The organism is Leminorella grimontii, from assembly GCF_039789245.1.
Classification (GTDB): Bacteria; Pseudomonadota; Gammaproteobacteria; order Enterobacterales; family Enterobacteriaceae; genus Leminorella; species Leminorella grimontii.
Genome location: NZ_CP146357.1, coordinates 3,517,270 through 3,534,643, shown reverse-complemented (window position 1 = coordinate 3,534,643; position 17,374 = coordinate 3,517,270). Strand labels below are relative to the sequence as shown.

Here is a 17,374-nt window from a genome sequence, read left to right as displayed (position 1 = left end):
AATCAATTAACTCTAAATTGACTTAATCTCAAATAAAATTAACCTGAAAACGAATATTTTAAATTGCTTTCAGGTTTACATAACTCGAATATAGGTTTATTGTACGCATGAGGTTATCTTGGGAGATTAACTTATGAGTACATTAGAGAGTTCAAAAAAAGGCCAATTAGATTGGCACCGGGCAGACATCGTTGCAGCATTACATAAGCAAGGATGGTCTTTACGTAAACTATCAATCCATCACGGATATAAAAGCGCTGGCTCACTTAAGAACGCTTTAGACAGACCTTGGCCAAAGGGGGAGCGTCTTATTGCTGCTGCAATAGGTTTACATCCCGAACAAATATGGCCTACTCGTTATGATAAATCATTTTCAGGTCAATTGTACTAAAGGAATTTTTTAATATGAATACCCTTAACCTGAAAACGCATTATACCGCGCAAGAACTGGCAGACCTTCAAATTCCGGGATTACCTGAAACACGTCCGGGTGTAGCTGTTAGAGCCAAAAAATCAAACTGGTTATCCCGTCCTCGTCAGGGGCGTGGCGGCGGTATTGAATATGACTTAAACAGTCTACCGTCTGATATTCAGGATGCCATTAAAGTCCATTCAATAAACAGTATTCTTTGTGATAAATCTCAAAAAGGAGCAATGGCGAAGACCTTAAATTCTAAGAAGGTTCAAAACTCTAGTAGCCTTGAACTGATGCGTAAATGTCCGTCACTACTCGAAAACAAAGTCAACGAGCTAACAGGTACACAGCGTGATATTGCTGATGCCAGAATGAGCTTGGTTATTGAGGTGTTGAGAGTTGAAGAACAAGCCAATATCAGCCGTATCCGTGCTATCCGCTTCATTATCGAACAAGCAAGGGCCGCTACTTTACCTGAGCGTTTGATGTTATCTGTTGATAGAGCAAACGCCCGGAAAGGTACAACACGGGTTATTGGTGAGCGTACCCTAAACCAATGGGTTGTTGACTATTTACGTGCAAATGATGCCGCCGAACGTCTCGCTTTGTTAGCACCCGGACATCATAAAGCTAAGAAAGCCGTTGAAATCTCATGGCTCCCGATGTTTCTGGCTCACTACCGCCAGCCGAACGGAATATCAATCGCTGAGGCTCACCGCCAGTTTTGTGACGAATGGTCTGTTATGTATGCAGGTCAACCTGCAATGCTTGCTGTAGTACCTTCTCTTGATGCTGTACATCGTGCATTGGCCAAACTACCTAAAGTTAGTCGCATGAAAGGCCGTGTCACCGGAGCTGCTCTTCGAGCCGTTCAGACTTACGTTAAACGCGACTGGTCACAACTGACAGTTAATGATGTTTGGATCGGTGATGGTCATGGCCTGAAAATGAAAGTGGCACACCCAGAACACGGCCAGCCATTCATTCCAGAAGTAACCATGATACTCGACGGGGCAACTCGTTATGTTGTGGGTTGGAGTATCAGCCTGTCTGAAAACGTTATCGCCGTTGCTGATGCGTTACGGCATGGCATGAGCCGTAACGGATTACCACTGTTTTATTATTCAGATAACGGCGGTGGTGAAAAGAACAAGCTATTAGATGCTGATTTAACAGGTATATTCCCACGTTTGGGTGTTGGTCATGAAACCGGTATCCCCGGCAACCCGCAAGGGCGTGGCATAATAGAACGTGCTCACCAGACCATACTTTTCCGTATTGCTCAGCAATTTAAAACTTATCACGGAACAGGCGCAGACCGTGACTCTGTACGGATTACATCCCGGCAGATCGTTTCTGCGGTTAACGCCCGTAACCAAAACAAAGAGTTAAATACAACTCAGCGTAATGCAATTGCCAAACTACCAAGCTGGAATCAGCTAATTGATGCCATTGAAGAAGGTGTCGAATGGTATAACACCCAACATCAGCATAGCGAACTACCAAAGCGGAACGGTAAACACTATACCCCTGCTGAATATCGCGCAGAGCTGTTAACCAAAACTGAGCCTTATTATCTTTCTGATATTGAGCTGCGCGATATGTTCATGCCGCAGGTTGTCCGTGTGGCCCAGCGCGGTTGGTTATCTGTTTTCAATAATGAATATTTTGCCGAAGAGCTTATCAATGTAGATGGTGAGCGGGTTTCTGTCGGTTTCGATATCCACAATGCTGATCGTGTTGTGATTCGTAAGCTGGATGGCACCTTCGTTTGTGAAGCTATCTATAACGGTAATAAGCGCGCTGCCTTCCCTGTCTCATTCGTTGAAAAAGCGCGTACCGAACGTGCTCAAAACCGTATGAAACGCGTTGAAAAACAGGCTCAGGAAATCAGAGCCGAACTGAACCCGGTCATTGAAGCAAATACGGCCACTGACTTTAGTTCGCTGCTTAACGGGCAATTCTCTAATTCCGAGCACCACGAACCAGAACCTATTTTTCTATTTGAATCTGAGCGCGAAGAATGGCGCGAAAAACAAAAACGTATGGCTATCTGAGGTAAATCATGACTATCAAAGCACAAGTAATTGAACTCATTGAACGTAAAGGCATTTCACAGGCAGCCTTGGCCCGAGCAATTAACCGCAGTACGGCAACGGTTAACCAGTATTTACAGGGTAAATATCCGGGGAATGTTGATGCGGTTGAAGCTGAGATCCAGAAATATCTTGATCGGCAGAATGAACGTGAACGCCCACATAACGTATTAATCCCGTTTGTTATGACACCTACTGCCAGAAAAGGACTAGAGGTCATTAAGCTGGCACATGAAGGCGGGGAAATTAATGTCCTGTACGGTGAAGCCGGTCTCGGAAAGACCATGATTTTAAAACAGTATGAAGCTGAAAACCCTAGCGTAATCCTTATCGAAGCTGACCCCGGCTATACGGCTAAAGTCTTGTTGGAAGAACTATGCAAGCGTCTTAATTTGTCGGTTAGTGGCAATCTGCATGAACTAATAGAAGCTTGCGTCAATAAGCTTAATGGCTCTGGACGACTGATTATTGTTGATGAGGCCGAATTACTACCGCTCCGTGCTTTAGAAGTCCTGCGCCGCGTTCATGATCGTACTTGTGTTGGTGTGATTTTAGCTGGTATGCCCCGCCTAATTATCAATTTGAAAGGTAAAAGAGGCGAACTGGTACAGCTTTATAGCCGCGTTGCCTTTGCCTTCAATTTGGGTAATAGCCTGCCTAGGGATGATGTAGACATCATAACGAATAGCGTTATTAACGATATAGATAGTAGTACCTGTGATGAGTTCTATTCAGCCTCTAAAGGGAATGCGAGACGACTTTCTAAACTGTTACGGGGGGCTGTTCGTATTTGCCGTATCAACGATATTCAAGTCGATGCTGGCGCGGTAAAAGAATTCGCCAAAATGCTGATTAACTGAGGCTAGAGGACATATGCAGAAACAACTCATTAGTAACAATAGCAATAAAAACAATGCGCTTTTTGTTAGTTCATTGCAGAACGCCGAATTAGCCATTAATGCCTTAACGGCTCAGGGTATCAACATTATCAATGTAGACCTCTGTCAGCCCGGCAAACCATCAATTTATGTTGAGTATAGCCCGGCGCTGGCCCGGACGATTACCGACAAAATAGCCGCTTACTATGCGTTCGGGAATCGTGAATGCGGTAAGTATAAACAAGCCCAATACCCGCTGCATGGATGCCGAGTGGTATGGACTGAGTACAACCATTAATTAATCAAAGGTAAATACTATGACTAACCAAGAAATAAGCACTATTCCCGCCGGTTATTGGAAAGATGCCAAAGGCATTTTAACACCGGAGCACTTAGTTAAACCCATTGATAAAGCTCGTCATGAGTTGGTCAATGAGTTAGTTAAACAGGCCGCTATTGTTAGTGATTCCCTGACTCAGTTTAAATTGTCTGCATTCGCTGATATTCAGGCATTTATTGATCTTTCAGCAGAACAGTATGGCGCTCAACTAGGTGGTAAAAAAGGCAATTTGACGCTTTATAGCTACGATGGGAAATATCGTATTCAACGGGCTTCCGCTGATCGTATCGTTTTTGACGAACGCTTACAGGCTGCTAAAGCGCTTATTGATGAATGTGTGAACGAATGGATTGAAGGCAGCCGCCCAGAAATTCATGCGATTGTAACTCAGGCATTTGATACCGATAAAGAAGGAAATATCAATACTGGCCGGGTGCTTGCCTTACGCCGCTATGAAATTGAAGACGAACGCTGGCAGAGAGCAATGTTAGCCATCGGGGAAGCGGTACAGGTTATCGGGAGTAAATCTTATATTCGAGTTTATGAGCGTATCGGGGATACCGATGATTACCGACATATTCCGTTAGACATTGCGGGGGCGTAATGAACGCTAAAGAGTTTAATAAGCGTTATTCCATAGGACATATGTTTGTTTATGAATCACAGTCTCTATCTGATGGTGCCAAGATAGTCAAAATGGTAGCGCAAGCCGTTGACTCCAAAGGAGGCCCAGTTGTTGAGATTAATCGTATTCCTTATTTTGTGAGGTGTGAGAAATTAAAATCAGTGAATTAAAGATTATTTAAACCTTATTTAAAACGTAATTAACTTTTTATATGGCGTAACCAGCCAGGGGCCGGCTTACGCCTAAAACAAGGAAATGGCAAATGTTTATAAAAACGCTTGATCTATTTTTCGCGCTTTTAAGCGTCGGTGTTTGTCTTGGTATGGGTGCCTATATAGGAGTGGCAACGGCCATTAATGGCAAGGATTTAATTCATAAGCTGACTAAGAAAATTAGTAGCAAAAGGAGTTAATCGTCATGAATAAAGAAAAATATCTCCAAAAGATTAAAAAGCTGCTGAACCTGGCTCGCCGCAGTACGAACCCTCACGAAGCGGCCAACGCCATTAGCCAGGCGTTTGGCGTTCGCTGTTATTACTCCTTCCGTTATACCGGCTATCGCGGGATCCCGAAACGCATAGTTATCTTTTACGGCCCCGCAGAACGCCCCCAAATCGCCGCTTATACGTTTGACGTTCTGTCGCGTCAAATGATGGCCGCGCGGCGTGAGTATATCGGCACTATGCGTAAAAACATTAAGCCAGAAACGAAGACGGCCCGCGCGGATACGTTCTGCGAGAGCTGGGTGCATGGTGCTTATGAAGTGCTTCAGGAATTTGCCGTAACGCAGCCGGAAGAAGCGCTAATGGAGGCGTATCACGCTCGAATGACTGAAACAGGCATGAAGACCGGCGAGAGCCGAGCGGCTAAAAAATGCCGAGGTGCCGATCATGCTGCGGTATCCGGTTATGCGTCTGGGTTGACAGCGAAACTAGGACACGCGATCGGCGGTTCGTCGGACGTTGAGCGAATTGGGAGATCGTCATGATTAACGCGGAATTGTTGGATGTGGCGAGCGCCGCCGTAGAACTGGAGAAAGATGCACTTTACGAAGCGGCTATCCCTCTCTGGCTTCAGGCAAAAGCAACGGCGAAGGCTCCCGCAAACGTCGAATATTACCACCACCGCGCCCAATACTGTTTAACCGCGATTGAGCGCCGCTGGGGAACGGAGGCCGCCGTATGACACCTGTCATTTTTATCTCTGGCCCTATGACGGGCTTGCCGGAGTTTAACCGGCCAGCATTCAATGAAGCCGCAACCACATTGAGGAATCGCAGCTTCATTGTATTAAACCCGGCTATTTTTCCTGACGGCCTGACGCATGACCAGTATCTGGCTATGTCGCTTTCCATGCTCGATCAGGCTGACGCGATTTATTTACTTAAGGGCTGGGAGAAAAGCAAAGGCGCGGTGATGGAGTTCGACCGAGCCAAACAACGCGATTTACTGTTTATGTATGAAGACATGAACGTTTTTCGCATGGCTGCGGCCCGTAGCCGTCGGCAACACGGGAAAGAATACGAGGAGAATTCATCATGTTATTAACCGTCACAGGGTGTGAATACCAGCAGAACGGAGAAAAGCGCGTTTACAGCTTAAGCAATCGGTCTGTCGTCGTTGAGTTCCCGAACTACCCGACAAAATCGCGTTTACGTTTCTATGACTCACGCGGCTACGCCATCAATAAGGCGAGTTTAAAGCGTGAAATGAAGGCCAAGGTCGAACAATTCAAAGCGACGCGGGGGATCCGTTAATGAAGACACTACGCAATATCAGCGCTGAACGTTTTAACGAACTGTATCCAGTCGGCGCACTGTTCCGTTACTACCATATCCGGGGCGTTCCTGACTATACGACTGTTACTACGCGGACGCCTGCCTGGGCTCTGGGGCATGGTGCGGTCGTTGTGAGCGTCTCTGGTCGTGCGGGCGGCGTCTCTATCGAACACCTGGAGCCGATCCCTGTCGCTAAATGCAAGGTTTGTGGCTGTGACGACCATCACGCCTGCGTATCCGACGCCGGCGTGCCGTGTCACTGGGTGCAGATTAACCGCGAAAAAGGAACGGGGATCTGTTCACAGTGTGCGGAGCAGCTAAACCAAAGCAATCTAATTGCAGCATCAAAATAACCGGATTGGTGCCGTATGAAAAATGAACTTGTTGGGATGGTGGCCTTTAGGCAGTTGGTGGAAAGCGGCGGCGTTGATGAGTTTGTGATCCAGCGCTTTAACGGAGTCTATCACCTGTTTGCTATTAACCGCAATTGCGGCGTTTCGTACTACCTGCGCGAACGGCGCGGTGACTACAAGACGTGGACGACGTTAGACCGGGCCGCCGCGTTTTTGTACGGCATCAATGTTACTCGTTTTTCAGTGCGTAGCGCCTGATCCGTAAGGGAACGTGATATGAAAAATACGCTTGAAGACCTTAATAATCACCTGTTTGCCCAGATAGAACGGCTTGGAGACGAAAGTTTGACGGTGGAGCAACTGGAGACAGAGTTAAAACGCTCTCGTGAGATAGCCTGCATTGCGTCAAAAATCGTAGATAACGGGCGGTTGGCGCTGGATGTTCAGCGCGCATTAGGAGCCGATAAAGCCGAGGTTATGCCGCGCTTTTTAGAGGTTAAAAAATAATGACTCGCTTTGTCTATACGCCCGCAATGCGGGCCTGGATCCGGAATAATTATCTACTACCACTGCCAGAGCTAACCACGTTGTTTAATCGGGCGTTTGGTACTGATAGAACAAAAGAGGCCATCAACGGGATCCGTAAAAACATGGGCCTTAAAACGGGGCGCTCTGGTCAATTTTCCACAGGACACAAACCATTCAACGCCGGGACTAAAGGGCTAGTGAAAGCCAACGCCGGCTCGTTTAAAAAGGGCCAGCTACCGCACAACCATTTACCCGTTGGTACTGAAATCACCAATGAGGACGGCTATCTGGAAATAAAAGTCGCAGAGCCGAACCAATGGAAATTTAAACATCGTCTACTGTGGGAACAGGCAAACGGAGAGATACCCGCAGGGATGATAGTTGTGTTTAGGGATAACGATCGCTTGAACTGTTGCCTTGAAAATTTGGAGTTGGTATCACGCCAGGATCATGCCGTGTTTAACCGCTGGCACGGCGACACACCAACTGAATATAAGACGGTCGGGCGTTCTCTCGCGTCGCTGCGTCGGTCGATGGCTAACGCTAAAAAGCGGGGTAAATAACTGTGGCATTAATAAAGAATCGTTTAATTGGCGCAGTAAAGGCAGGTCAAGCCGCGCTCGGCTGGGACGATGAAACCTACCGCGCCGTGATTGCCCGCCTGGCTGGCGGTAAAACCAGCGCGGCAAAATGCACGCTCGAAGAGTTGGAGGCTATCAAAGAGTACATGCATGAACAGGGTTTCCCGCGCCGTTCGTCCAAGCACGGCCGCCGCCCGAAGGTCGCCGCCAAGCGTAAGGCTATTTTAAGCAAGATTGAGGCGCTATTGGCTGACGCTGGCCGGTCTTGGAAGTATGCCGAAGCGATGGCCGGGCATATGTACGGCCAGCTTGTTATCGAGTGGCTTACTGATGAGCAACTTAACGGCGTATTAGTGGCGCTGATTAAGGACGCAAAAAGGCGGAACGCATGAACAATCCAGACTTTGAACAACTACGCGATCTGCTACCGCCGGTCGTGCTGGATATCATCGATTTAATCGGATACCGTGACACGGAAACCCTGATTAAAAAGCTGGGCGGCGTCTCGTTCCCGGTCGGCGTTAGCGCCCGTAAGCGTGGCAACCGTCGCGCGGCGGTCTTAATCGATACGTTAGGAGCCGACGTGGCCACGAAGATAGAACAGCGGTTTGGCGGTGAGGTGCTTTATATTCCACGTTGTGAAGCTGCGCTACGCGAATGGCGAAACCGTGCCTTTATCGCGCAATACCGGCAGAAGATCGCCGCCGGCGAGTCTGGCCGGTTCGCATTAATGGAGTTATGCCCGCGCTTTAACTTAAGCGATCGTCAAGCTCAAAAAATTATCGCCCAGGGTGACGGGGCTCAAGAACAAATGAGGCTGTTATGATGGATATTTTAGACTTTATCGATGAGTGCCAAAAAGCTAACCCGGCCGCTAAGGTGATGTTCTTTATAGAAAGCCATACGGTGTGTATCCAATGGCGGTGGACGATAAAAGATAAAGCGTATACTTATGAAGTGGTAGTGAGTATTCGTCAATTACGCGATAGAGATTATGCATCGTTTTATCTTAAGTCCCGTTTGCAGAGCGCTGTTGACAATATGTCGCGTTGTGGTTGTGATGAGGAAAACAACCAATTAAGATAGTTTGACAGTCACTTGATTAATGTGACGAACCTCTTCCACTGATACCCACCTCCCCATTTTGTAACACTGGCGCTATCTAAGATTTTGAGATAGCGCCATGAATTACCCCACTCAAGAGCAATTACGCCAAGCGGCCAGTTTATCGTTATCCTTAACGGTTCGCTGGTATAACCACGTCATGTACGCCATGCAGGAGTTCGGCATTGATACGCCGGCACGCCAGGCGGCCTTTATTGCGCAGATTTTCGTTGAATCAGCCGGCTTTACCCGCACCGTCGAAAACCTCAACTATTCCCCGGCGGGCCTTATCGCCACGTTTCCCCGTAAGCGTATCAGCACCGCCCAGGCTAACGCGCTAGGCCGTCAGCCTGGCGAGAAGGTTGTCCCGACCGAACGCCAGCGGCAGATAGCTAACCTGGTTTACGGCGGCCGTTACGGCAACGACGGCCCGGACGACGGCTGGCGTTTTCGCGGTCGTGGGCTTAAGCAAATCACCTTTTACGATAACTACCTCCAGTGCGGCCACGCGCTGGAGCTGGATTTAATCGCCCAGCCCGAACTATTGGAGAACGATGAACTGGCGGCCCGTTCGGCCGGGTGGTTCTGGTATGCCAATAACTGCAATCAATTTGCCGACGCTCGCGACATTGAAGGACTTACGCGGCGTATTAACGGCGGTTTAAACGGTATTAACGAGCGCGTTAAACAGTATCAAACCGCCTGGGGGGTGTTATGCGGCTAAAAGAGCTGATAGCCAGCCCCACTGGCCGCCTCTCCACGTCCGACACCATTCTAATGGGCGCGTTCCTGGTGAGTTCGTTCGCCATGATTTGGGAAACTCTCTGCGGCCGTCTGGCCGAGTGGCACATCGCCGCCTATCTGGGTGCGTGGGTGATTCAGTCCCAGGGGGCCAAATGGCAAGCCCTGAAGCGAGACAGGGAGGTTGAGAAAAATGTTTAAGGCGCTGCTGTCTTTCTTAAAAGAGTATTGGGTGGCGCTTGTGATTGCCGCCGCGCTGGCCGGTTTGTCCTGGAAAGTGGGGTTTAACGAGGGTATCGCCGGCAGTGAGTACCGCCTACGAACGGCTAATGACCAGATCCACGAACTACAGCGACAAATCACCGGCTATGAGCGAGAAAAGCGCGAGGCGACAGAACGGCACAATATTGCCCTTGCCGCCAGCGTTCAAAAAATCCAAGAACAGGCCGCCCGCGCGGAAAAAATCGCCGCCGACCTTGTAACCGCACAGCAACAGCTCAACGACCTAAAACAGAAGCTAAAAAGGCGAAATCATGACGCAGTTAAAAAGGATCCTGATGTGTTTACCGGTCTTGGCCCTGACAGCCTGCGCGCCTACCGCGCCGCGCTCGGATATCCCGACACCGGAAACCTGTCCCAAAATCCCGGCAGCGCTGCTGGTCATTCCACCCATGCCGCCAGCGCCGGCGAAGGATTACCACCCATAGATCTGTTAAACCACGCGGCCGATTACGGCCCGTGGTGCATGGGGCTATACACCCAGCTAAACCAGATCAAAGCCTGGAGCGAGGGGAAATGAACGTGGCCCTAACAATGGATTTAGCGTTTCAAGTCGCCCTTGGAATTGTGGCGTGTCTTGGCGGCCTATGGCTGAGAAACACTCATGCAGACCTTAAGGAACTGCAAAAAGAAATTAAAGATATCCGCGAAAAGTACCAGCGCCGGGATGATGCGGCGCGCGACGTCACCCAGATCATGGACAACCTTCAGGAGATGCGGCGCGGGATAGAACGGATTGAATCGAAATTGGACAGGAAGGCGGACAAACAATGACCACCACAAGGAAAAAGGCGCGCCCGGCCCCGGCAGTATCGCCGGAACTGGCGTTAATGCAGGAAATGAATGACCGCCTTAAGCGCATAGAGGCCAGCGTTGACGAGGTTAAAGCAGCAGCGGTTAAACAAGGGGCGGTCGCCGGGGCTGTATCTGGCGGCATCGCCGGGGGAATGGTAACGGCGGTCGTATTGCTGATTAAAGCCAAGATGGGGTTCTGATGGCACACCCACAGGAAACGCGTGAACAGCTGCGCCGGGCCTACGTAATGGACGGCCTGTCGTTGGACGTCTCCGCCAAAATGGTGGGGATTGCCTACGGCACCGCGCAACGCTGGAAAAACGCGGCCAGGGACGCCGGCGACGACTGGGACAAAGTACGCGCTGCGCGCGTATTCGCCGGGGGAAGTCTGGAAGAGCTGGGGCGAACGATGATCACTGCGCTAATCATTCAGTTCAACTCAACAATGGAACGGCTGGAGAACGCCGACGCGAACGGCGAAGAACTGCCGGCGGCCGACCGGGTAAAACTGCTGGTTAGCCTGACCGACGCGCTGAATAAAGCGGTTGCCAGCAGTAAGCGGTTATTACCGGAAACCAGTCAATTGGCTACCGCGTTGGAAGTCCTGCAGCAGTTGTCCGTTTTTATCAAAGAGCGATACCCGCAACACCTCCAGGCGTTCGACGACATTCTGGAGCCGTTCGGGCACGAAATAGAGAGGCTATATGGCTAAGTTAATTCAAATCAAACAAGAACAATACATCGCCGCCAATAGTGTGGCCGGGGTGGAGCTTAACTGTAATCGTGAGGTTGTTGTGACCCTTACCGACGGCCAGCGGCTACACGCGGATCGGGGCTATAACGAAACCCCATACCAGGCAATGGATCGCATCGTTCAGGCTATCAATGCGGAGCAAGACGAATGACCCAAAAGCAGGTGATAGGCGCGGCCACGCTCTATTGTGGCGATAGTCTGGAGATTTTACAGACGTTGCCGCCGGCATCTTTCGCCGGCTTAATTACGGATCCACCCTACAGTAGCGGCGGGTTGCATATTGGCAGCCGACAACAGCGCCCACATGATAAATACACGGGCCGTACTGAAACCGGCTATAACGTCGACTTTTACGGCGACAACCGAGACGCCCGCTCCTGGGGATATTGGACAATGTGCTGGCTCGGCCAGGCGTTCCACCTGCTGGAGCCTGGCGCGTATTCCATGATTTTTACCGACTGGCGACAGCTCCCCACCTTAACCGACGTTTTCCAGGGCGGTGGCTTCACTTGGCGCGGGATTGTGCCCTGGGATAAGACGTCATCAAGCCGCGCGCCTCATACCGGCTATTTTCGCCACCAATGCGAATATGTGGTTTGGGGAAGTAAGGGCGCGTTATCAAAGGCTGACCACGGCGGCCCCTGGCCGGGGTTGATTAGCCAGCGCGTGATCCCGGCTGAAAAACTGCATATGACAGGGAAACCGGTTCCCGTGATGACTGACCTTATCGCCCCGATTCGACCAGGCGGCACAATTCTCGATCCGTTTATGGGCTCCGCCTCCACCGGCGTGGCCGCGCTGATGTCCGGGCATCCTTTTGTCGGGATCGAAATGAGCACCCACTATTTTGATGTAGCGTGTAAGCGTCTGGAAGCCGCGCAGGCGACGGCGGAGTCGTAACCAATGGCAAAGTTTACCGGACGCGAATTTCTTAAAGAGCTGGCCGCTATACGGCAGGCATTAAGAAAAGACATTAAGGCGCATAGCACCGGTCTGGATCCGGCTCCTGAAGCGATAGCAGAACGTCGCCGCCGCGTTCTGGGCGGTGATTTCGAGTTTTTCGCGTATACCTATTTCCCGCACCATATCAGGGGCGAGAAGTCGCTATTTCACGCGCATTTTTGCCAGCGTTACCCGCAATTACTCCAACGCCCTGGCGGCTGTATGGAGTGGTGGATAGCGCCCCGCGGCGAGGCTAAATCGTCCCTGTTAACGAAAATCGGCCCGCTCTGGTGCGCAGTACAAGGGCTACATCAACGTGATGACGTTCGCCAGGCGTTAGGGTTTACAGGCGAACGGCCGCCGTTTATTGACTACATCATTCTGTTAGGCGCTGAAACCAAACTTCCTAGCAAACTTTTAGAAGTGGTGAAAACAGAGTTGATCGTTAACGCCGCGTTGATGCTGGATTTCCCGGAAATCTGCGGCAAGGGGCCGATGTGGAAAATCGGCGAGTTCATCACGTCCAACGGCGTAAAAGTTGAATCGTTCGGTGCAGAGCAGGCAATACGCGGAACGTTTCACGGCGCGAGCCGCCCTAAACTGCTGCTAGGGGATGACTTGATCACCGACGCCGAAGCCAAGAGCCCAACGGAGCGGGAGAACCGCTGGAACTGGCTTTCAAAAGCGATCGACTACTTGGGGCCGCCTGATGGCTCAGTAAAATATATGGGTGTCGGTACGGTACTGAATAAAGACGATCCCATATCCAGGGCAAAACGTACCATAGGCCACATTGTCCACCATTTCCGCGCGATCGTGACCCTCCCCACTCATATGGAGTTGTGGGATAGGTGCGTTGAAATCATGCTCAATGACGATAAACAGGCGCAGGAACAGGCCAAAGAGCTGGATTTAGACTTGCCCGACGATAAATTGCCGTCTTACCGCTTCTATCTCGACAATAAAGCCGCAATGGACGAAGGCGCGGTCACGTCCTGGCCCGCCGTTCGCCCGCTGTTCTGGCTAATGCGCCAGCGGGCAAAAAATAATAAGGCGTTCTCAACGGAAATGCAGGGCGACCCGCGAACCGATGAAGACCGCACATTCACGAACATTCAATTTTATGTGCAGACCTGGCGCGAATGGCTGATTTTTGGCGCGTGTGACCCGTCGATGGGTAAAGGCCAGAAGGCCGACCCGTCGTCAATTATCGTCGGTGGCTATGACCTCCATAAACAGCGGCTAAACGTTATGGAGGCCGAGAGTAAACGCCGTCTACCGTCCAAATTAGAGGCGGATTTAATCGACGTTCAACGGCGTTTTAAATGCCATGCCATCGGCTTTGAAAACAATAACGCCTATGAGCATTCGCGCCAGACGTTTGTCCAGGCAGGATTACGCCAAGGCGTAGCACTCCCTTTAGTGGGTGTAACTGCGTCCGTACCGCTGGAAGTGCGTGTCGACTCTCTGGAGCCCTACATCAATGACCGGTTTAACCCCCGGATCCTGTTTCATCCTGGGCTGTTATCAATGATATCCCAGCTCGAAGAGTGGCCGGAACCGCAAACCGGCCACCACTTCGACAACCTTTCGGCTCTCCATATCCTTTGGATGATTGCCGTTTCCCGTTCTGTGGGTTTTGAGTGGCAACCGATCGCCCGGCAAACGTCCCAAAGCTCCCGATTTTTTGATTTTGATGACGACGACGCCGAGGACGACGGCGGCTTCGGTTTACGGTGGTAAAAATGAAGAGCGTTAAAAGCGTTATTGTTGATATTAATGGAAAGCCTATCGAGCGCAGCATTTTAACCGAGCCGCAATCGTCGCACGTTCAATCGCTGCAAAACATCTACGCCGAACACCCCAGCGTTCGCCTAACGCCGCGCGCGCTTCAGGCAATTCTAGACGAAGCGGAACAGGGAAACTTAATGCGCCAGGCCGATCTCTTTACCGACATGGAAGAGCGCGACCCTCACCTGTTCGCCGAGATGCAAAAGCGCAAACGGGCGCTATTAACCGTTAATTCCGTTGTTGTACCACCGCCAAAACCGACGCCTGAAGAAAGAGCGGACGCCGCTTGGCTGGGTGAATTCATCACCGAGCTGGACGAATGGGAAGACCTGATCATCGATATGATGGACGCGCTAGGCCAGGGGTTCAGTAATAGCGAGATTAACTGGATGCGCTACGGCCCGGAATGGTATCCGCGCGCGTTCGACTATCGCCCGGCGTCATGGTTTCAGTTAGACCGTAACAATCAAAACGAGCTGTTACTGCGTACCGATGACGGCCAAGGCGAAAAATTGCGGCCGTTCGGCTGGATAAGCCATCGCCATAAGTCGCGATCCGGCTATGTTGCCCGTGCTGGTCTGATGCGAACGCTATCGTGGCCGTATATCTACCGTAATCTGGGCGCTCAATCGCTGGCCGAACTGCTGGAAATCTACGGGATCCCATTGCGTATCGGTAAATACCCGTCAGGCATCGGTAAAAAAGAAAAAATGGAGCTGATGCGCGCCGTTACCGAGCTGGGCCGTTATGCCGGCGGTATTATTCCCACTGAAATGGAAATTGAAATCAAAGACGCCGTTAGCGGTTCAGCCGCGCCGCACCTGGCGTTAACCGAGTGGGCGGAAAAGTCGATGTCTAAAGCCATTCTAGGCGGCACCCTTACGACCCAGGCGGACGGCAAAACCTCAACTAACGCCCTGGGTGTTATTCATGAGGGGGTACGAGACGATCTACTGATTTCTGACTTCAAACAAGTTGCCGCCACGTTGCGCCGCGATCTGTTCTATCCCATGATTGTGTTAAACCGCCGAGGCCACGCCGACCCGCGCCGAACGCCGCGCCTGAAGTCGCCCCAGTTAGAAGAATTGATACAAAGGAAAAGTTTTGCCGTTAATCCCCCGACGCCAGCGCCTGCGGCGACCAAGAGCATAAAGCCGGGCGCGGTAGCCGCCCTGGTAAAGATGTTATTGAGCCGAAACACCACGGAAGACCCTATCCAACGCGGCGTCGACGCCGGCGTTGATAAGGTCTTACAGAGCGACGAACCGGCCGACGCCTTAATCGTATTGTTAGAGCCCGCCTTGGCGGCACTGTCGCGGGTAGACAATGAAGCGGAACTGCTGGCCGCGCTGGCTGAAGCATTCCCCACAATGGATCCGGCGTTGCTTCAAGCAAGTCTGGGCGATACGAACACGATAGCGCGCTTAATCGGTCATGCCGCCGGGCAGAGTAACGAATAATGCCGTTAACCGTCGCCGAAGTTAGCGCCCTGTTTACCATGCCCCCGGCCGGGGCATTGCGCTATTTAAAAAACAAGGGCTACCGGATCCGCACCGACGCGGAAAACATGGGCGCGGCGGATCATGCCTACGCGTTCGGGTTCGCCAATCTTACGCGCCTGGATATCGCTCAAGATATCGTTAACGGCCTGCGAGAGTCGATGAAAGCTGGCCAATCAGTGACGTGGTTTAAAAACAATCTGGCTCCCATTCTGAAGAAAAAAGGATGGTGGGGAACGGACGAACGCATCGACTTAACCACCGGCGAAATCACTAAAAAGCAGCTAGGTAATCCGGCCAGGCTGGGGACTATCTACCGAACGACGACACAAAGCGCACTCATGGCCGGCCGCTATGAGTCGATGGTAGCCAACGCCAAAAATCGCCCCTACTGGCGCTATGTAGCAGTGATGGACGCGAAGACGCGCCCTAGCCATGCCAAGTTGCACAACAAAGTTTTTCATTACCTGGATCCGATTTGGCAATTCATTTTCCCGCCCAACGGCTTTAACTGCCGCTGCCGCGTCGAAGCGTTGACAGAGGCCGAGGTTAAAGCGCTGGGCCTGGTGATATCCAAAACGGACAGTGAAATTACTCAACAGGTCATGACCGGCGAGGACGAGAACGGCCAGCCCATCTTTACGCCCGTTCGCGGGGTTCGCTTTACCGATAAAGGGGAAACTATCACGTTTTTCCCGGACGTTGGGTTTGACAACAATCCCGGTCGTGAGGTCTGGAAAGCCAATCTGGATAAGTACGACATCGAACTGGCGCGACCGTACATCGCCGCCGGCCTCAATGGGCCGGAGTTAACCAAAATGTTAGCCAATGCCAGAGCAAACGAGGCCACCGGCGACATGCTGGCCGGGGCCGTTCTGTCGGCTCAGGAAGTGGGCGCGCTTAAACTTGCCGGGCGAACGTGCTGGCTAACCGAGCATGGCCTGGCGCGACAGATACAGGCCAAGACGTTGCCGCCCGTTGATGAGTTGTTCCAGGTACAAGATGTTATTGAGTCCGCCGGCGTCGTGGTATCAGATAACGCCGCCTTGCACTTTTTTAAAGCCAGGGCGGCCGGTGATTGGTATCAGGCGACGGTAGACACTCAACAGACGATCGCCCAGTTTGTGATCGTCACTGCAGCGGAGCTGGCGACGATTGAGAAGAACGGCCAAATTCTGAAGGATGCGCGATAATGTCAAAGATTACCGTTACATTAGACGATAAGGCGCTACGGGACAGGCTAACGCAGGTTTCAGGCGCGGTAGAGAAGCCGCGAGCGTTGATGTTAAGCGTTGCCGAAACGCTCCACGCCCAGTCAATGAAACTGTTTCATGATGAAGGCTACCCAGCCAGGAGCTGGCAGGACTTACGCCCACAAACCAAAAAGCAACGGGCCGCTAAGGGCCACTGGCCCGGAAAAATTCTCCAGGTATCCGGGCACCTGGCATCCTCCATTCAAACCGACAGCGGCGACAATTTCGCCCAACTCAGCACGAACCTAATCTATGCCCGTATTCAATATAAAGGCGGCGTGATTAATCGCTCTGGCGTCGTTCGCCTGCGTACGAACGCGGACGGCACCCTGAAACGACAGGAAAATCATAAGAACCTGGCACGATTCGCCAAACGCAGCCATAAGCGCGCCGTGGCCCGCGCGGTCAATTATCAAATCACTATCCCGTCGCGCCGGTTCTATCCTCTCACCGCCGACGACAAGCTGATTACGCCCGCGTATGACGCGTTAATGACGACGTTACAAGATGCATTATTGAAATCGTGATGAACGCGCCTAAAACGCGATTTAAGCGACTTTCTATTATTCGGGTATCGTTCATCGCCTAAAAATAGTTAAAAACGCACAGAGAGATTTAAAAGGG

29 protein-coding genes are annotated in these 17,374 nt (G+C 51.2%); all 29 read left to right on the top strand.

Annotation, left to right across the window (positions count from 1 at the left end; genetic code table 11):
• Window positions 1–133 precede the first annotated feature (133 nt).
• Window positions 134–391 carry a helix-turn-helix domain-containing protein gene (locus tag V8L73_RS16420; RefSeq protein WP_347253489.1) on the top strand — a complete coding sequence of 86 codons (258 nt, stop codon included), beginning with the start codon at window positions 134–136 and terminating at the stop codon, window positions 389–391.
• 14 nt (window positions 392–405) lie between these two features.
• Window positions 406–2,472 (top strand): Mu transposase C-terminal domain-containing protein, encoded by a 2,067-nt coding sequence (locus V8L73_RS16415; protein WP_347253488.1) that lies wholly within the window; start codon window positions 406–408, stop codon window positions 2,470–2,472.
• A gap of 8 nt (window positions 2,473–2,480) precedes the next feature.
• On the top strand, window positions 2,481–3,371 hold the full coding sequence (locus V8L73_RS16410; RefSeq protein ID WP_347253487.1) for an AAA family ATPase: 891 nt from the start codon (window positions 2,481–2,483) through the stop codon (window positions 3,369–3,371).
• 13 nt (window positions 3,372–3,384) lie between these two features.
• On the top strand, window positions 3,385–3,687 hold the full coding sequence (locus V8L73_RS16405) for a hypothetical protein (protein WP_347253486.1): 303 nt from the start codon (window positions 3,385–3,387) through the stop codon (window positions 3,685–3,687).
• A 19-nt stretch (window positions 3,688–3,706) separates the two neighbouring features.
• Window positions 3,707–4,333, top strand: a complete 627-nt coding sequence (locus V8L73_RS16400) for a DUF3164 family protein (protein WP_347253485.1) — start codon at window positions 3,707–3,709, stop codon at window positions 4,331–4,333.
• Window positions 4,333–4,524, top strand: a complete 192-nt coding sequence (locus tag V8L73_RS16395) for a hypothetical protein (RefSeq protein ID WP_347253484.1) — start codon at window positions 4,333–4,335, stop codon at window positions 4,522–4,524. Before V8L73_RS16400 ends, V8L73_RS16395 begins: the two co-directional genes overlap by 1 nt.
• A 247-nt stretch (window positions 4,525–4,771) precedes the next feature.
• Window positions 4,772–5,341, top strand: a complete 570-nt coding sequence (locus tag V8L73_RS16390; RefSeq protein ID WP_347253483.1) for a DUF2786 domain-containing protein — start codon at window positions 4,772–4,774, stop codon at window positions 5,339–5,341.
• The gene (locus V8L73_RS16385; RefSeq protein WP_347253482.1) at window positions 5,338–5,538 is read left to right on the top strand and encodes an ANR family transcriptional regulator; all 201 of its coding nucleotides are present in this window, start codon (window positions 5,338–5,340) and stop codon (window positions 5,536–5,538) included. The genes V8L73_RS16390 and V8L73_RS16385 overlap by 4 nt, the downstream gene beginning before the upstream one ends.
• Window positions 5,535–5,900, top strand: coding sequence for a DUF4406 domain-containing protein (locus V8L73_RS16380; protein ID WP_347253481.1), 366 nt, complete (start codon window positions 5,535–5,537; stop codon window positions 5,898–5,900). Before V8L73_RS16385 ends, V8L73_RS16380 begins: the two co-directional genes overlap by 4 nt.
• Entirely contained in the window at window positions 5,891–6,109 is a 219-nt protein-coding gene (locus V8L73_RS16375) for a hypothetical protein (RefSeq protein ID WP_347253480.1), read from the top strand. Before V8L73_RS16380 ends, V8L73_RS16375 begins: the two co-directional genes overlap by 10 nt.
• Window positions 6,109–6,483, top strand: a complete 375-nt coding sequence (locus V8L73_RS16370; protein WP_347253479.1) for a hypothetical protein — start codon at window positions 6,109–6,111, stop codon at window positions 6,481–6,483. Before V8L73_RS16375 ends, V8L73_RS16370 begins: the two co-directional genes overlap by 1 nt.
• Window positions 6,484–6,498: 15 nt before the next feature.
• Complete coding sequence (locus V8L73_RS16365; RefSeq protein WP_347253478.1) at window positions 6,499–6,741, top strand: hypothetical protein; 243 nt, start codon at window positions 6,499–6,501, stop codon at window positions 6,739–6,741.
• A gap of 18 nt (window positions 6,742–6,759) precedes the next feature.
• Window positions 6,760–6,990 (top strand): hypothetical protein, encoded by a 231-nt coding sequence (locus V8L73_RS16360; protein WP_347253477.1) that lies wholly within the window; start codon window positions 6,760–6,762, stop codon window positions 6,988–6,990.
• Window positions 6,990–7,574 carry an HNH endonuclease signature motif containing protein gene (locus tag V8L73_RS16355; RefSeq protein WP_347253476.1) on the top strand — a complete coding sequence of 195 codons (585 nt, stop codon included), beginning with the start codon at window positions 6,990–6,992 and terminating at the stop codon, window positions 7,572–7,574. Before V8L73_RS16360 ends, V8L73_RS16355 begins: the two co-directional genes overlap by 1 nt.
• A 2-nt stretch (window positions 7,575–7,576) precedes the next feature.
• Entirely contained in the window at window positions 7,577–7,984 is a 408-nt protein-coding gene (locus V8L73_RS16350; RefSeq protein WP_422655594.1) for a gp16 family protein, read from the top strand.
• On the top strand, window positions 7,981–8,418 hold the full coding sequence (locus V8L73_RS16345; RefSeq protein WP_347253475.1) for a Mor transcription activator family protein: 438 nt from the start codon (window positions 7,981–7,983) through the stop codon (window positions 8,416–8,418). The genes V8L73_RS16350 and V8L73_RS16345 overlap by 4 nt, the downstream gene beginning before the upstream one ends.
• The gene (locus V8L73_RS16340; protein WP_347253474.1) at window positions 8,415–8,678 is read left to right on the top strand and encodes a hypothetical protein; all 264 of its coding nucleotides are present in this window, start codon (window positions 8,415–8,417) and stop codon (window positions 8,676–8,678) included. Before V8L73_RS16345 ends, V8L73_RS16340 begins: the two co-directional genes overlap by 4 nt.
• Before the next feature lie 97 nt (window positions 8,679–8,775).
• Window positions 8,776–9,420 carry a glycoside hydrolase family 19 protein gene (locus tag V8L73_RS16335; protein ID WP_347253473.1) on the top strand — a complete coding sequence of 215 codons (645 nt, stop codon included), beginning with the start codon at window positions 8,776–8,778 and terminating at the stop codon, window positions 9,418–9,420.
• Window positions 9,411–9,638, top strand: coding sequence for a hypothetical protein (locus V8L73_RS16330; RefSeq protein WP_347253472.1), 228 nt, complete (start codon window positions 9,411–9,413; stop codon window positions 9,636–9,638). Before V8L73_RS16335 ends, V8L73_RS16330 begins: the two co-directional genes overlap by 10 nt.
• Window positions 9,631–10,236, top strand: a complete 606-nt coding sequence (locus V8L73_RS16325) for a hypothetical protein (protein ID WP_347253471.1) — start codon at window positions 9,631–9,633, stop codon at window positions 10,234–10,236. The genes V8L73_RS16330 and V8L73_RS16325 overlap by 8 nt, the downstream gene beginning before the upstream one ends.
• Entirely contained in the window at window positions 10,233–10,490 is a 258-nt protein-coding gene (locus tag V8L73_RS16320; RefSeq protein ID WP_347253470.1) for a hypothetical protein, read from the top strand. Before V8L73_RS16325 ends, V8L73_RS16320 begins: the two co-directional genes overlap by 4 nt.
• Window positions 10,487–10,711 carry a hypothetical protein gene (locus tag V8L73_RS16315; protein ID WP_347253469.1) on the top strand — a complete coding sequence of 75 codons (225 nt, stop codon included), beginning with the start codon at window positions 10,487–10,489 and terminating at the stop codon, window positions 10,709–10,711. The genes V8L73_RS16320 and V8L73_RS16315 overlap by 4 nt, the downstream gene beginning before the upstream one ends.
• Window positions 10,711–11,223: a DUF1804 family protein gene (locus V8L73_RS16310; protein WP_347253468.1), complete on the top strand. Its 513-nt coding sequence runs from the start codon at window positions 10,711–10,713 to the stop codon at window positions 11,221–11,223. The genes V8L73_RS16315 and V8L73_RS16310 overlap by 1 nt, the downstream gene beginning before the upstream one ends.
• A complete protein-coding gene (locus V8L73_RS16305; RefSeq protein ID WP_347253467.1) occupies window positions 11,216–11,416 on the top strand; it encodes a hypothetical protein in 201 nt (66 codons plus the stop codon). The genes V8L73_RS16310 and V8L73_RS16305 overlap by 8 nt, the downstream gene beginning before the upstream one ends.
• Window positions 11,413–12,165, top strand: coding sequence for a DNA-methyltransferase (locus V8L73_RS16300; protein ID WP_347253466.1), 753 nt, complete (start codon window positions 11,413–11,415; stop codon window positions 12,163–12,165). Before V8L73_RS16305 ends, V8L73_RS16300 begins: the two co-directional genes overlap by 4 nt.
• Before the next feature lie 3 nt (window positions 12,166–12,168).
• A complete protein-coding gene (locus tag V8L73_RS16295; RefSeq protein WP_347253465.1) occupies window positions 12,169–13,950 on the top strand; it encodes a hypothetical protein in 1,782 nt (593 codons plus the stop codon).
• A gap of 2 nt (window positions 13,951–13,952) precedes the next feature.
• Window positions 13,953–15,458 carry a phage portal protein family protein gene (locus V8L73_RS16290; protein WP_347253464.1) on the top strand — a complete coding sequence of 502 codons (1,506 nt, stop codon included), beginning with the start codon at window positions 13,953–13,955 and terminating at the stop codon, window positions 15,456–15,458.
• Entirely contained in the window at window positions 15,458–16,690 is a 1,233-nt protein-coding gene (locus V8L73_RS16285) for a phage minor head protein (RefSeq protein ID WP_347253463.1), read from the top strand. Before V8L73_RS16290 ends, V8L73_RS16285 begins: the two co-directional genes overlap by 1 nt.
• Window positions 16,690–17,277, top strand: a complete 588-nt coding sequence (locus tag V8L73_RS16280; RefSeq protein ID WP_347253462.1) for a phage virion morphogenesis protein — start codon at window positions 16,690–16,692, stop codon at window positions 17,275–17,277. The genes V8L73_RS16285 and V8L73_RS16280 overlap by 1 nt, the downstream gene beginning before the upstream one ends.
• Window positions 17,278–17,374: the final 97 nt, after the last annotated feature.

Coding starts and splice junctions, on each gene's coding strand:
- V8L73_RS16420 (WP_347253489.1), top strand. CDS start 134: ATGAGTACATTAGAGAGTTCAAAAAAAGGCCAATTAGATTGGCACCGG.
- V8L73_RS16415 (WP_347253488.1), top strand. CDS start 406: ATGAATACCCTTAACCTGAAAACGCATTATACCGCGCAAGAACTGGCA.
- V8L73_RS16410 (WP_347253487.1), top strand. CDS start 2,481: ATGACTATCAAAGCACAAGTAATTGAACTCATTGAACGTAAAGGCATT.
- V8L73_RS16405 (WP_347253486.1), top strand. CDS start 3,385: ATGCAGAAACAACTCATTAGTAACAATAGCAATAAAAACAATGCGCTT.
- V8L73_RS16400 (WP_347253485.1), top strand. CDS start 3,707: ATGACTAACCAAGAAATAAGCACTATTCCCGCCGGTTATTGGAAAGAT.
- V8L73_RS16395 (WP_347253484.1), top strand. CDS start 4,333: ATGAACGCTAAAGAGTTTAATAAGCGTTATTCCATAGGACATATGTTT.
- V8L73_RS16390 (WP_347253483.1), top strand. CDS start 4,772: ATGAATAAAGAAAAATATCTCCAAAAGATTAAAAAGCTGCTGAACCTG.
- V8L73_RS16385 (WP_347253482.1), top strand. CDS start 5,338: ATGATTAACGCGGAATTGTTGGATGTGGCGAGCGCCGCCGTAGAACTG.
- V8L73_RS16380 (WP_347253481.1), top strand. CDS start 5,535: ATGACACCTGTCATTTTTATCTCTGGCCCTATGACGGGCTTGCCGGAG.
- V8L73_RS16375 (WP_347253480.1), top strand. CDS start 5,891: ATGTTATTAACCGTCACAGGGTGTGAATACCAGCAGAACGGAGAAAAG.
- V8L73_RS16370 (WP_347253479.1), top strand. CDS start 6,109: ATGAAGACACTACGCAATATCAGCGCTGAACGTTTTAACGAACTGTAT.
- V8L73_RS16365 (WP_347253478.1), top strand. CDS start 6,499: ATGAAAAATGAACTTGTTGGGATGGTGGCCTTTAGGCAGTTGGTGGAA.
- V8L73_RS16360 (WP_347253477.1), top strand. CDS start 6,760: ATGAAAAATACGCTTGAAGACCTTAATAATCACCTGTTTGCCCAGATA.
- V8L73_RS16355 (WP_347253476.1), top strand. CDS start 6,990: ATGACTCGCTTTGTCTATACGCCCGCAATGCGGGCCTGGATCCGGAAT.
- V8L73_RS16345 (WP_347253475.1), top strand. CDS start 7,981: ATGAACAATCCAGACTTTGAACAACTACGCGATCTGCTACCGCCGGTC.
- V8L73_RS16340 (WP_347253474.1), top strand. CDS start 8,415: ATGATGGATATTTTAGACTTTATCGATGAGTGCCAAAAAGCTAACCCG.
- V8L73_RS16335 (WP_347253473.1), top strand. CDS start 8,776: ATGAATTACCCCACTCAAGAGCAATTACGCCAAGCGGCCAGTTTATCG.
- V8L73_RS16330 (WP_347253472.1), top strand. CDS start 9,411: ATGCGGCTAAAAGAGCTGATAGCCAGCCCCACTGGCCGCCTCTCCACG.
- V8L73_RS16325 (WP_347253471.1), top strand. CDS start 9,631: ATGTTTAAGGCGCTGCTGTCTTTCTTAAAAGAGTATTGGGTGGCGCTT.
- V8L73_RS16320 (WP_347253470.1), top strand. CDS start 10,233: ATGAACGTGGCCCTAACAATGGATTTAGCGTTTCAAGTCGCCCTTGGA.
- V8L73_RS16315 (WP_347253469.1), top strand. CDS start 10,487: ATGACCACCACAAGGAAAAAGGCGCGCCCGGCCCCGGCAGTATCGCCG.
- V8L73_RS16310 (WP_347253468.1), top strand. CDS start 10,711: ATGGCACACCCACAGGAAACGCGTGAACAGCTGCGCCGGGCCTACGTA.
- V8L73_RS16305 (WP_347253467.1), top strand. CDS start 11,216: ATGGCTAAGTTAATTCAAATCAAACAAGAACAATACATCGCCGCCAAT.
- V8L73_RS16300 (WP_347253466.1), top strand. CDS start 11,413: ATGACCCAAAAGCAGGTGATAGGCGCGGCCACGCTCTATTGTGGCGAT.
- V8L73_RS16295 (WP_347253465.1), top strand. CDS start 12,169: ATGGCAAAGTTTACCGGACGCGAATTTCTTAAAGAGCTGGCCGCTATA.
- V8L73_RS16290 (WP_347253464.1), top strand. CDS start 13,953: ATGAAGAGCGTTAAAAGCGTTATTGTTGATATTAATGGAAAGCCTATC.
- V8L73_RS16285 (WP_347253463.1), top strand. CDS start 15,458: ATGCCGTTAACCGTCGCCGAAGTTAGCGCCCTGTTTACCATGCCCCCG.
- V8L73_RS16280 (WP_347253462.1), top strand. CDS start 16,690: ATGTCAAAGATTACCGTTACATTAGACGATAAGGCGCTACGGGACAGG.